The organism is Congregibacter sp. (assembly GCF_965660375.1).
GTDB lineage: Bacteria > Pseudomonadota > Gammaproteobacteria > Pseudomonadales > Halieaceae > Congregibacter.
On record NZ_CBFHZO010000101.1, the window covers coordinates 1 to 12066 of the forward strand.

At 59.7% G+C, this 12066-nt stretch carries 13 protein-coding genes; 1 reads left to right on the plus strand and 12 read right to left on the minus strand.

Annotation, left to right across the window (positions count from 1 at the left end; all coding sequences use genetic code 11):
* From ACTG3T_RS09755 to ACTG3T_RS09810, 12 genes are all read right to left on the minus strand, one after another.
* On the minus strand, positions 1–1374 hold a 1374-nt coding region (locus ACTG3T_RS09755), incomplete at its 3' end, for a peptide chain release factor 3 (protein ID WP_439102116.1).
* A gap of 105 nt (positions 1375–1479) precedes the next feature.
* Positions 1480–2040, minus strand: coding sequence for a lipoyl(octanoyl) transferase LipB (gene lipB, locus ACTG3T_RS09760; RefSeq protein WP_439102117.1), 561 nt, complete (start codon positions 2038–2040; stop codon positions 1480–1482).
* A 71-nt stretch (positions 2041–2111) separates the two neighbouring features.
* Positions 2112–2438 carry a YbeD family protein gene (locus ACTG3T_RS09765; protein WP_439102080.1) on the minus strand — a complete coding sequence of 109 codons (327 nt, stop codon included), beginning with the start codon at positions 2436–2438 and terminating at the stop codon, positions 2112–2114.
* Positions 2431–3618: a D-alanyl-D-alanine carboxypeptidase family protein gene (locus tag ACTG3T_RS09770; RefSeq protein WP_439102081.1), complete on the minus strand. Its 1188-nt coding sequence runs from the start codon at positions 3616–3618 to the stop codon at positions 2431–2433. The genes ACTG3T_RS09765 and ACTG3T_RS09770 overlap by 8 nt, the downstream gene beginning before the upstream one ends.
* Positions 3619–3723: 105 nt before the next feature.
* On the minus strand, positions 3724–4521 hold the full coding sequence (locus ACTG3T_RS09775) for a septal ring lytic transglycosylase RlpA family protein (RefSeq protein ID WP_439102082.1): 798 nt from the start codon (positions 4519–4521) through the stop codon (positions 3724–3726).
* Positions 4518–5477, minus strand: coding sequence for a lytic murein transglycosylase B (gene mltB / locus ACTG3T_RS09780; RefSeq protein ID WP_439102118.1), 960 nt, complete (start codon positions 5475–5477; stop codon positions 4518–4520). Before mltB ends, ACTG3T_RS09775 begins: the two co-directional genes overlap by 4 nt.
* A 140-nt stretch (positions 5478–5617) precedes the next feature.
* Positions 5618–6757: a rod shape-determining protein RodA gene (rodA, locus tag ACTG3T_RS09785; protein WP_439102083.1), complete on the minus strand. Its 1140-nt coding sequence runs from the start codon at positions 6755–6757 to the stop codon at positions 5618–5620.
* Positions 6757–8598 (minus strand): penicillin-binding protein 2, encoded by a 1842-nt coding sequence (gene mrdA / locus ACTG3T_RS09790; protein WP_439102084.1) that lies wholly within the window; start codon positions 8596–8598, stop codon positions 6757–6759. Before mrdA ends, rodA begins: the two co-directional genes overlap by 1 nt.
* 27 nt (positions 8599–8625) lie before the next feature.
* On the minus strand, positions 8626–9096 hold the full coding sequence (rlmH, locus tag ACTG3T_RS09795; RefSeq protein ID WP_439102085.1) for a 23S rRNA (pseudouridine(1915)-N(3))-methyltransferase RlmH: 471 nt from the start codon (positions 9094–9096) through the stop codon (positions 8626–8628).
* Positions 9096–9440 (minus strand): ribosome silencing factor, encoded by a 345-nt coding sequence (gene rsfS / locus ACTG3T_RS09800; protein WP_439102086.1) that lies wholly within the window; start codon positions 9438–9440, stop codon positions 9096–9098. Before rsfS ends, rlmH begins: the two co-directional genes overlap by 1 nt.
* Before the next feature lie 64 nt (positions 9441–9504).
* Positions 9505–10203, minus strand: a complete 699-nt coding sequence (gene nadD / locus ACTG3T_RS09805) for a nicotinate-nucleotide adenylyltransferase (RefSeq protein WP_439102087.1) — start codon at positions 10201–10203, stop codon at positions 9505–9507.
* Positions 10200–11474 (minus strand): glutamate-5-semialdehyde dehydrogenase, encoded by a 1275-nt coding sequence (locus tag ACTG3T_RS09810; RefSeq protein WP_439102088.1) that lies wholly within the window; start codon positions 11472–11474, stop codon positions 10200–10202. Before ACTG3T_RS09810 ends, nadD begins: the two co-directional genes overlap by 4 nt.
* Before the next feature lie 172 nt (positions 11475–11646).
* On the opposite strand from ACTG3T_RS09810, the gene ACTG3T_RS09815 reads away from it, so the two are divergent.
* Positions 11647–11859: a bacterioferritin-associated ferredoxin gene (locus ACTG3T_RS09815; RefSeq protein ID WP_439102089.1), complete on the plus strand. Its 213-nt coding sequence runs from the start codon at positions 11647–11649 to the stop codon at positions 11857–11859.
* Positions 11860–12066 lie beyond the last annotated feature (207 nt).

Sequence of the window (12066 nt, forward strand, 5' to 3'; positions counted from 1 at the left end):
CACGGCACCCACGATAAGATCCGTCGAGCTGATAGGAGCAAATACCTGCGTGGATCCCTCCTCAGAAAGCTGCTGCAGCCCCTTTTGTAACTGTTTGGATTTCATGGGATCGCGCAGGCGAATGCGTCGGAATAGCTCCGGCGCGAAGTGAGGAATGCCCGTGAAGCCCAGATCTTCGCCATCAGTAAAGGTGTCGCCGATCTGAATGGTGCCGTGGTTGTGAAGACCGATGATGTCCCCCGCGATAGCCTCCTCCACCAGCACCCGTTCTCCGGCCTTGAAGGTCACCGCATCGGCGATCTTGATATCTTTTGCCATGCGCACGTGGCGCATCTTCATGCCTTTTTCGTAGCGACCGGAGCAGACGCGCATAAACGCAATGCGATCGCGATGCCGGGGATCCATGTTTGCCTGAATCTTGAAGACAAAGCCGCTGAAGCTGCGTTCGCTCGCCTCAACCTCACGCTCATTACTGCCTCGACCCTGCGGCGGGGGTGCCCACTGGACAAAGTTATCGAGCATTTCCCGCACGCCAAAATTACCCAGGGCCGTGCCAAAAAACACCGGCGAGAGCTTACCGGCAAGAAACTTTTCAAGCTCAAACTGGTGGCTGGCGCCCTTCACCAGCTCAATCTCGTCAATAAAATCATCGTACTCGTCACCGAGCAACTGCCGGGCCTCATCCGAATCCAAGCCCTGGATACGCGTATCCGGCGGCAACACGGCGTTGTGACCGCGCTCAAAGCAGTGGAGAGTATCGGTGTAGAGGTTGTAGACACCCAAAAAGTGCTCTCCCATGCCCATGGGCCAGTTCACTGGCGCCGCCGCTATGCCCAGCACCTCTTCAATCTCATCAAGCAGTTCTATGGGGTCCCGCGTCGGCCGGTCGAGTTTGTTCACGAAGCTGATAATGGGCGTATCTCGCAAGCGACAGACGTTCATGAGCTTGATGGTGCGATCCTCCACACCCTTTGCGCCGTCAATCACCATCAAGGCGGAATCCACCGCTGTGAGCGTACGGTAGGTGTCCTCGGAAAAATCCTCGTGTCCGGGCGTGTCCAGCAGGTTCACAATGCGATCGTGATAGGGGAACTGCATAACCGACGACGTCACGGAGATGCCCCGCTCCTGCTCCATGCTCATCCAGTCAGAGGTGGCATGGGGGCCTTTCTTACCTTTGACACTGCCGGCAACGGAGATCGCGCTCCCCAGAAGCAATAGCTTCTCGGTGATGGTGGTTTTTCCCGCATCCGGGTGAGAGATGATGGCAAAGGTGCGCCTGCGGGCTACCTGGGTCGCCAGAGCGCTTGTAGAAACGTCCTTATCTCTGTCGCTGTCTGCGTCTGTGCCCGTCAAAGGCCTGGGATCCGTCATGGAGAGTCCGTTATCGTTTGCCGCGCCAATGCAAGCGCTTTTTCGTCCCAATACAGGAACGTTGAGGGCGCGCATAATAGCCGATGCCGCGTTGCGGACAAAACGTCACAGCGGGGGGAGGCGACTCTCCAAAGCCTGGAGTAAGGCATCGCCAACGCTCTCTATGGAGGGGCAATCATCTCCCAGCAGGGTACGCAGCGACGTGACCTCCAGCCCTTCGTAACCGCAGGGATTGATGCGCTTGAAAGGTTCCAGATCCATATCACCGTTGAGGGACAGACCGTGATAACTGCAGCCACGGCGCACCCGTAAACCCAACGACGCTATTTTCTGCCCGTTGACATAAACCCCGGGGGCTTTGGGATCCGGAGCCGACACAATGCCAAAACGCGCCAGCGTTGCGACGATGGATTGCTCAATAAGATCCACCAGAGCGCGGACGCCAAGATGTCGACGCCGCAAATCCACAAGGAGATAGACGACCCACTGTCCGGGACCGTGATAGGTTACCTGCCCCCCGCGATCCACCGGTACCACGGGAATATCTCCCGGTGCGAGGAGATGCTCTGCCCGCCCCGCCAGACCCTGGGTAAATACCCGGGGGTGCTGAAGGAGCCAGAGTTCATCGGGGGTTTCTTTGCTTCGCGCATCAGTAAAGCTGCGCATGTCGTCCAGTGTCTGCTGATAGTCGCATTCTCCCAGGCGGCGAATGCACAGCTTGGGAACAGTGTCGGCGCTCACAACACCATCTGTACGAGGCCCGTCGCGCGAAGGTCCTGATGAAGCGCCTCCAGCTGTTCGGGACCCGTAGCGGTGATCGTGACCGTCAGAGACAGAAAATTACCCTTGCGACTATCGCGCAGGGTAATGGTGGCCTCATCAAAACCAGGAGCATGGCGCTCAACGATCTCGAGCACCAGGGGGCGAAACTCCTCCACGTTACGACCCAGAACTTTTACCGGGTAGTCACAGGGAAACTCTATCTTGGGTGGCTCCTGGCCTTCCGCACCAACCGCACCATCCGCACCCGTTCCGGCGCCTTTACCTGTAATGAGCTCAGCCACCGAAAAGCTGCGCCAGCCACATGAGAATCATGTCCCAGATCCGCGCGAAGAAACCGGCCGCTTCCACGGGCTCCAAAGCCACCAGGGGAATCTGCTGAAGCACTTCGCCATCCAGCGTGAGGGTCAATTCACCGACGGCATCGCCCACAGCCAGGGGCGCGGAGATAGGATCCATAAGCACCAGTTCCCGCACGAGGTTGGAACGCTTGCCCCGGGGAAGGGTCATCACCACATCTTCGGCGATGCCCACGGGTACATAGTCGGTCACACCCTTCCATATCCGCGGCTTTTCCAGTTCTTCGGCGCCGGCCACCATCACGTCGGTCTCGTAAAAGCGGAAGCCGTAGTTCAGCAGACTGCGGGTCTCCCGCGCCCTGGCACGGGTACTATCCGTGCCCATCACTACGGAGATGAGCCGCATCCCGTTGCGCTCTGCAGAGGCCACCAGTCCGTACCCCGCCTCCCGGGTGTAACCGGTTTTCAGGCCATCGACGGAGGGGTCCTCGCCAAGGAGCTTGTTGCGGTTGTATTGCTTGATGTCGTTATAGGTGTAATCGCGCTGGCTATAGACCTCATAGTGCTCGGGAAAACGCTTGATGATGTTCTTGGCCAGCGTTGCGAGATCCCGCGCCGTGGTCAGATGCTGTGGATGAGGGAGACCGTGGGAATTGGCAAAATAGGTACCATTGAGCCCCAGCTCTCCCGCATGCTTGTTCATCAGGTCGGCAAAAGCGGCCTCGCTTCCTGCAATATGCTCCGCCACGGCCACAGTCGCGTCGTTACCGGAGGAGATTACAACGCCCTGCTCCAGCTGACCGATGGTCACGGGCTTGCGCGGTTCGATCCACATCAGCGACGAGCCATTGAAGACCGGGTTCTGGGACCAGGCGTTACGGCTCACGGTGACCTGGTCGTCACGACTGACGCGCCCCGCCTCAATCTCCGACGCCAGCACATAGGCCGTCATTAACTTTGTGAGGCTCGCAGGCGGCAACTGCTCATCGGCGTTGGATTCCACGAGCACCGCACCGCTGTTGGCATCCACCAGCAGGTAGGCCCGGGCTGCAACCTCCGGCGGAGCAGGGACGATATTCTGCGCGGACACCGCCGCAGTAAACGCAGCCAGCACTAGGGTCAGACAAGCGGTAATGGCGCTGAAGCGAGAGGTCGTTGTTGGCATAAAGATCAAATCGGGATTGAGAGGCGGAACATGGTACCGCAAGCGCTCACTACTGAAAAATCCTCAGGGTCAGAACTCCCGGAGACCCGGGCCCAGGAGCACAGATCATGGCAGCGCCAAACCCGGCGAAAAGCCCCGGGTCATTAACATGTCCCGGAGATAGCGCAGTTGTTCGCCGTCGGCGACCGGACCTACGCGGACCCGGTGAAGGCGCTGCCCTCCCGCATCCACGGGGGTAACGCTGACAGGAGCGCTTACCATTGCCGCCACCGAGTCGCGAAGCCCCTCTGCGGTCGCCGCGTTGGCAAAAGCCCCCAGTTGAAGATAGCGATATTGTCCGGTTTCACTGTCGCGAAGATCATCCACGCCGGCCAGTGCAATGGTCTCCACACGAACCTCGGTGGTGCCCTTGTCGACAAAGCCCAGTTTTACCGCCGCCGCGTAACTCAAATCAATGAGCCGGTCGGGGTGAAAGGGGCCCCGGTCGTTGATGCGCACAACTACCTGTCGGCCATTCCAGAGGTTGGTCACCGTGGCATAGCTGGGTATGGGGAGACTGCGGTGAGCGGCGGTGGGTAGATAAAGGTCGTACACCTCACCATTGGCCGTTTTATTGCCATGAAACTTGGTTCCGTACCAACTGGCAATACCCTTTTCGCTATAGCCCTCGGCAGTGGGCAACACCCGATACTCCACGCCATCGATGCTATAGGGCGAGGTATTTCCGGCGCGAAGAATGGGGTCTGGGCGGGGAACCGCATCAACCACATCGTCGGGCGCAAGGTCGCTCACGGGGGCGCCATCACCCTCCCAGGCCACTTTGGGGTCGGAGCCGGAGCAGCCAATGAGCGCGGTGGACGCGACGGCGACCAGGAGGAAGAGCGCTGCGCTCCCCCGCGTCATGGCTGCACGCCTGCGGCAATGCCCTGGCTCAACAAAAACACGCTCATGGCATACATGGCGGAATGGTTGTAGCGGGTGATGACGTAGAGGTTTTGCAGGCCCAGCCAGTGCTCGTAGCCATCGGCGAGCTCAAAGCGCATCGCCGTCGCGTTCGCCTGGGGGTCCAACTGCTGCTCTGGCGCAAGACCCATGGCGATAAAGTCCTGCACCGTTTGCCCGGGCTTGAGTCCGCCTTCAAAAGCCTCCTTCGGTACCGCTCCCGTGACTGTTGCCGCGCTGACCACAGGCTCGCCGGCACGCCAGCCGTGCCTGGCCAGGTAATTCGCCACGCTACCTATGGCATCGGTGGGGTTATTCCAGATGTCCGCACGCTCATCGCCGTCGAAGTCGATGGCATAGGCGCGGTAACTGCTGGGCATAAACTGTCCGTAGCCCATGGCACCGGCATAGGACCCCGTGAGACTGAGAGGATCCATCCCCTGCTCCCGGGACAGAAGCAAAAAGTTCTTGAGCTCGCTGGTAAAAAAGGGCGAGCGCTTGGGATAGTCAAAGGCGAGGGTGGCCAAGGCGTCGATAACGTCATAACTGCCGGCAATGCGCCCGTAATAGGTCTCCACACCGATAATGGCGACGATCACCTCCGCGGGCACGCCGGTCTCCGCCTGCGCCCGGGAAAGCGCCTCCCGATGCTCGCGGAAAAATTCGATGCCCTCGCGCTCCCGGCGCTCGGTGAGAAAGATCTCCCGGTACTCATACCAGGGTTTGGTTTTTTCCGCGGGGCGGGAAATAGCATCGAGAATGCTCTGCTGTTTTTCCGCTGCCACAAACAGGGACTCAAGCTCCTCCCGGGAAAACCCCTCTTCGGCCACCATCTCATCGATCAAAGCCTGAGCAGCGGGATGGGAGGAGTAATCTGCCAGCACAGGCATACTTACCATAACCATCACCATCACCATCGGTGCACTGAGACATCCCGCGATCGCGCTGCGCATGCCATGGGTAACACCGGTAGACAGGCGTTTCGACAACGAGAAACCAAGGTCAGGAATCATTCAATGCGCTCTATTGCTGGAACAGGATGTTGAGAGATCACGGTCTATTGCCCCACCACCCGCTTCTCTGTACTCACTGCCATGAGCAGCCCGAAACCGGCCATAAGGGTCACCACCGAGGTGCCGCCGGCACTGACCAGCGGCAGGGGTACACCGACGACGGGAAGCAACCCCGCGACCATTCCCATATTAACAAAGATGTAGACAAAGAAAGTCAGCGTAATACTGCCGCAGAGGATGCGACCGTAGCTACTTTGCGCATTCAGTCCGATCCAAAACGTTCTTAGCAGTATCAGGATATACAGAGCCAGAAGCAGCAACACACCCTGGAGTCCGAACTCCTCGGCAAGCACGGCAATAATAAAATCCGTGTGGCTTTCGGGAAGAAAATCCAGCTGGGACTGGGTGCCCTGGGTCCAACCCTTACCCGACCAGCCGCCGGAGCCGATGGCGGTCTTGGACTGAATAATATTCCAACCCGCGCCCAGCTTGTCGCTCTCGGGATTGAGGAGCGTCAGGATCCGCTGCTTCTGATAATCCTCCAGCATGAACATCCAGGCGGGCCAGGCCGAAAAAATCCCCACGAGTACCGTGCCAAAAATAAACCGCCAGCTGATACCTGCCATAAAAATGCCGAACAACCCCGACGCGCCGATTAGCAGGGAGGTCCCGAGATCAGGCTGGCGGATGATCAGGCCACAGGGAATAGCGATGAGCAGAAGACATACAGCGATATGACGGGACGCCGGCGGCAACACCCGGGAACCCAGATACCAGGCAATGGTCATGGGCACGGCCAGCTTCATGATCTCCGAGGGTTGAAAACGGAAGCCGCCGAGTTCCAGCCAGCGTTGGGCGCCCTTGGCTCCCACACCGGCAACTGCCACTGCCGCCAGAAAAGCGACGCCCAGCATATAGCCCCAGGGCGACCAGCGGGACCAGCGCACGGGACTGAACTGCGCCATGGCAAACATCACCACGTAGGCCAGCAGGAAATAGCGGCCCTGACGCACCACCGCATCCATGCTCTGCCCCGAGGCGCTGTAGAGAACGAGCAATCCATAGGCAGTGAGTAACGACAACAGCACCAGCAACGGTGCGTCGACGTGCAGCTTTGTCGCCACCCCAGGAGGACGGGTGAGCGGCCCCACGTTATCTGGCATCTGGCGGACGTATTCAGACACTAGCTGGGCTCCCGGTCGAGCCAGGCATCCACCACCGCCCGGGCAATGGGGTAGGCCGCACTGCTTCCACCCCCATTCTCCACGATCACCGCGACCGCAATGGTCGGCGCCTCCAGGGGGGCGAATGCGATGAACAATCCATGGTTGCGGTGGCGCTCATCAATCTCGTCTTCGTTGTAAACCGCATCCTGGGCTATACCAATCACCTGGGCGGTGCCGGTTTTTCCCGCCATTTCGTAGTCCATGCCCCGGGCAATGGCCTTGGCCGTGCCCCGGCGGCCATGAACGACCTCCCGCATACCTTCGACTACGGCATCCCAGTGGGCGCCATCCGCGATCAGGGGTTCCACCATGGGCGCCTCGAGCGCCTCGTCACCCAGCCACTGCACCAGTCGGGGCTCCCTATGCTCGCCCCGCGTAGCAAGCACCGAGGTGGCCACAGCGAGCTGCAGGGGAGTCGTCAGCATGTAGCCCTGACCAATACCCACACTCAGGGTCTCGCCGGGATACCAGGGCTGACCCAGCGAAGCGCGTTTCCAATCGGTGGAGGGAAGTACGCCCGGGCGCTCCGCAGTGGTGTCGATACCCGTGGGGCGGCCCAGGCCATAGAAATCCAGATAGTCGTGGATCCCGTCAACGGTCAGTCGCCGGGCAAGATCATAAAAATACACATCGCAGGACTCTGCCAGCGCCATCTTCAAATCGACTTCCGGGGCATGTCCCGTACCGCGGATACGCAAGATCCAGTCGCGGTAACGCCGGCTGTCTCCCGGCAGGCGATACCAGCCCGGGTCCGGCACGGTAAATTCGGGGTCGATAAGACCGGCTTCCAGACCGGCCATAGCAATCATGGGCTTTACCGTTGATCCCGGGGGGTACTGCCCCTGTACCGTCCGGTTGAACAACGGCACATCCCGCGAGTCCCGCAGGGCATTGTAGTCACGACTGCTGATCCCGTTGACAAAGAGATTGCTGTCAAAAGCCGGCGTGCTCACCATCGCCAGCACGCCCCCCGTAAGGGGGTCGATGGCAACCACCGCGCCCCGTTGCCCGGCAAGCTGTTCGTGGGCGACGCGCTGAAGGTCATAATCAAGGTGAAGAATCAGGTCCTCACCGGGACTGGGGTCGAAGCGCTCGAGAACCCTGAGCACTCGGCCGTGGGCATTTGTTTCCACGGTCTGATAACCCACTTCGCCATGCAACTCATCCTCATAGCGACGCTCGAGACCGATTTTGCCGATGTGGAATGTGCCGCGATATTCGGCCTGATCAATGCTTGCCATCTCCTGGGCATTAATCCTGCCTACATAACCCAGGGCATGGGCGAAGAGCTCACCGTGGGGGTAGTAGCGCTGGAGCTGCGCTTCCACAGTGACCCCAGGCAGACGATGGCGATTGACGGCGATGTAGGCCTGCTCCACATCGTTGAGACGAAAGCGCAGGGGCACGGGATCATAGGGTCGTCGCTGGCGCGCCCGGCTGCGAAATTTTTCGAGGTCGCTGTCTTCGATGGCCACCAGCTCCCCCAGCTTGGCCAGAGTCGACTCCAGATCTTCAACGCGCTCAAGAATGAGGGACAGGGTGTAGCTGGGTCGATTATCTGCGAGAAGCACGCCGTTGCGGTCGTAGATCAGCCCTCGCTTGGGCGGCAGCGGCTGAAGCTGCACACGATTGCGCTCGGAAGCGGTGCTGTACACTTCGAACTCATTGATTTGCAGACTGTAGTAGCGCGCCAGAAGCACGCCGAGCAAGAGCACAACGAAAACGAGAGCCACCAGGCTGCGGGCGCCGAAAATACGCTGTTCGCGCTGGGTGTCCTTGAGAACTACGCGGGAAGCCATGGTTCCTTGTCAAAGCTGACGCGGGTGTCAGGCGCGATGATAGGGGTGTCCGATGGTGATTGTCCAAGCACGATACAGCTGCTCAGCCAAAAGCACCCTTACAAGAGGATGCGGTAGCGTGAGCGGTCCCAGTGACCAGCGCTGCTTTGCAGCGTCCAGGCAAGCGTCGGAGAGGCCATCGGGCCCGCCGATCAGCAAACTCAAATCCTGCCCCTGCATCATCCACTGTTCCAGCTGTTTGGCCAGCTGCTCGGTCGTCCAGGGTTTACCCCGGCCATCCAGCGCCACGCAGTGGTCTGCGCTTTGGACGCCCTTGAGCATAGCGGCGCCCTCGCGTTCCTTCAGTTGCTGAGCGTTGGCATTGGCACTGCGTGCGGCGAGTGGAATTTCCCGCCAGTGGAGGTTCAGCTCCCGGGGAAGACGTTTTGTGTACTCAGCAACGGCTGTGTCGACCCAGCGCGGCATCTTGCCGGCCACCGAGTGCACATTCACGCGCATCAGTCCGGACCGCTGTCCGCGCTTTCGTCGGCGGAGGCAGCGCTTTGAACCCAGAGTCGTTCGAGGTCATAAAAGTCCCGCGTTGCCGGCTGCATCACGTGTACCACCACGTCACCAAGGTCCACCAGCACCCATTCCCCCGCGTCTTCGCCCTCGACACCCATGGGCATATGCCCGGCGGCCTTGGCCGTGCGGGACACGTTGTCGGCCAGGGATTTGACGTGACGACTGGATGTGCCGCTGCAGATGATCAGGTAGTCCATGACGTTGCTGAGATCACGGACATCGAGGGTGACCGGATTGACGCCCTTAAGATCGTCCAGTGCTTCTGTCGCCAGACTCATGAGCTCCTGCGCTGACAGCGTGTCGGAATTTTCTGTCGCTTTATTCTTGGGGGTGATAGGCCCGTTACTCCTGCTTCGCGTAAAGACCGCGTTCAGCGATATATGCAAGCACGCTCTCGGGAAGGAGATAGCGCGCCGAAAGCCCCGATTGTAACAGGGCGCGGATGTTTGTGGCCGAGATATCCTGGGGACGCAGGGTCTGCGTCACTATTTTTCCCGCTGGCGTCTTAGGGAGCTCATCACTGCTGCCCCCATGCTCGTCAAGGAGCTTCGCGACCACACCGTCATCGGGAAAGACCCACCCCGGCCGCGCCATAATCACCAGATGGGCAAGATCCAAAAGCGCCTCCCAACGGTGCCATTGGGGCAGCCCCAGCAGCGCATCACAGCCCATGATCAGACAAATACTGCGATCCTTACCGAGCTCGTCGCGGAGTTCTTCAAGACTTGCCACCGTATAGGATGGTCCATCACGCTCCAATTCCCGCCGGTCACAAATAAAGCGTGACTCACCGACGATGGCACGCTCTACCATGGCCGCCCGATCTTCCGCGCTGACAACCGGTGAATCCCGATGAGGCGGTTCCCCCGCCGGCATAAAACGCAACTCGCTCAGGGACAGAGACTCCAGGAGCTCCAGGGCTGAGCGGAGGTGTCCAAAATGAATGGGGTTGAAGGTGCCGCCAAAAATCCCGACACCCGTGCCGCCGGGCGACCTCTCCTTCGAAGGCTCGCTCAAAGTCTCGCTGGATACTTTTATCAAGTCCGGATCTGCCCGTCGCCAAGGACTACGTACTTCTCCGAGGTGAGACCTTCCAGACCGACGGGACCCCGGGCATGCAGCTTATCCGTGGAAATCCCGATCTCCGCACCGAGACCGTATTCAAAGCCATCGGCGAAACGTGTGGAGGCGTTCACTATTACCGAGGCGGAATCCACTTCGCGGAGAAACCGCTGGGAGCGCTGATAGTGGGCCGTGACGATGGCTTCTGTATGTCCCGAGCCGTAGCGATCAATGTGCGCCATCGCTTCGTCGATATTCTCAACGATGCGCAAAGACAAAATCGGCGCGAGATACTCTGTGCCCCAGTCGGCCTCCGTGGCCAGCACCGCGTCGGGAAGAATGCCCAGGGTTCGCTCGCAACCCCGCAGCTCCACGTCCGCGTCCCGGAAGGCTCGCGCCAGTAACGGCAGGAGCCCGGGAGCTTCCTGTTCGTGTAAAAGAAGGGTTTCCATGGTGTTGCAGGTGCCATAGCGCTGGGTCTTGGCGTTCACCGCGATGGCCAGTGCCATTTCCAAATCAGCGCTCGCATCAATATAAACGTGACAGATGCCGTCAAGATGCTTGATCACCGGCACCCGGGCTTCTCTGCTGATACGCTCCACGAGGCTTTTACCGCCCCGGGGAATAACCACGTCAATAAGCCCTTCCAGCGCCAGGAGGGCTCCCACCGCCGCGCGATCCCGCGTCTGCACCAATTGCACCGCAGCGGCATCCAGCCCCGCGGCAGCGAGACCCTCCGCCATGGCAGCCGCTATCACTGCATTGGAATTGAGGGCCTCAGACCCACCGCGGAGAATCGCGGCGTTGCCTGACTTGATGCACAGGCTGGCGGCATCGGCCGTTACATTGGGCCGGGATTCGTAGATGATTCCTATCACTCCCAGGGGCACCCGCATTTTACCCACCCGAATGCCCGAGGGCCGGGTGCGCATATCGCGAATGGCACCCACGGGATCCGGCAATGCCGCAACCTGGCGCAGACCATCGAGCATAGCGTCGATGCGCGCCTCGCTGAGCTCCAGTCTATCGAGGAGTGCGGAGTCCAGCGAGCTCTCGCGGGCGCGCTGCATATCCAGAGCATTCGCTTCACGAAGCTCATGACGACGCTCGTCAAGGCGGTTGGCAGCGCCGAGAAGGGCCTGATTGCGGGCGTCCGTCGTGGATGCGACCAACCGCCGCGCGGCGGCCTGCGCAGCCAGCGCCATCTCTCGCACCTCGGCGCCTACCTCTGCGGGAGTCACTGCATTCATGACAAGGGTCTCACGGAATTGAAAGGAAATTATACCCGAGGCTGGAGGGCTGGAATTCTTTTCAAATACTATTGACAACTATTCTCATTTGAAATACGTTGCTATCTCACCTTGAGCTGACAGCAGGTTTAGCAACAGGAGTAAACGCAGGATCAGGAGAAGACGCAGACCTATGTACGTTTGTATCTGCAACGGTATTACCGACAAACAGATTCGCGCCGCAGCAGCCGGGGGAGCTAACACGCTTCAAGCCCTCCGCGATGAACTCGGCGTGGCGAGCCAGTGTGGCGGCTGTACCGATCATGCGCTGAGCCTTCTGCAGGACAACCCTACGGTACCGCAGGTCGGCGAGGCACTGTTCTACTCGGCGGCGTCACCAGCCTAGAAGACTCGCTCGTTTCCTGTTCCGATATCCGACTCAAACGACCCTACCTATCCCCACGCCGACTCACCCATTGTTTCGAACTCGCTGGCTCCGAGTCTTCAACGGGTACCCATGAATTCGAAATGCTAGTCATTTGTGTTAGCGACAATTCAGCTGGCTCCCCCACCCTGCAACCCGCTACACTTTCAAAAACGACAAACACGGCAA

What these genes read in the sequence shown, in the direction of transcription:
- lipB (WP_439102117.1), bottom strand. Translation starts at nt 2,040, where the DNA reads ATGCGCAGCTTTACTGATGCGCGAAGCAAAGAAACCCCCGATGAACTC.
- ACTG3T_RS09770 (WP_439102081.1), bottom strand. Translation starts at nt 3,618, where the DNA reads ATGCCAACAACGACCTCTCGCTTCAGCGCCATTACCGCTTGTCTGACC.
- ACTG3T_RS09775 (WP_439102082.1), bottom strand. Translation starts at nt 4,521, where the DNA reads ATGACGCGGGGGAGCGCAGCGCTCTTCCTCCTGGTCGCCGTCGCGTCC.
- mltB (WP_439102118.1), bottom strand. Translation starts at nt 5,477, where the DNA reads ATGGTGATGGTGATGGTTATGGTAAGTATGCCTGTGCTGGCAGATTAC.
- mrdA (WP_439102084.1), bottom strand. Translation starts at nt 8,598, where the DNA reads ATGGCTTCCCGCGTAGTTCTCAAGGACACCCAGCGCGAACAGCGTATT.
- rlmH (WP_439102085.1), bottom strand. Translation starts at nt 9,096, where the DNA reads ATGCGCGTGAATGTGCACTCGGTGGCCGGCAAGATGCCGCGCTGGGTC.
- rsfS (WP_439102086.1), bottom strand. Translation starts at nt 9,440, where the DNA reads ATGAGTCTGGCGACAGAAGCACTGGACGATCTTAAGGGCGTCAATCCG.
- ACTG3T_RS09810 (WP_439102088.1), bottom strand. Translation starts at nt 11,474, where the DNA reads ATGAATGCAGTGACTCCCGCAGAGGTAGGCGCCGAGGTGCGAGAGATG.
- ACTG3T_RS09815 (WP_439102089.1), top strand. Translation starts at nt 11,647, where the DNA reads ATGTACGTTTGTATCTGCAACGGTATTACCGACAAACAGATTCGCGCC.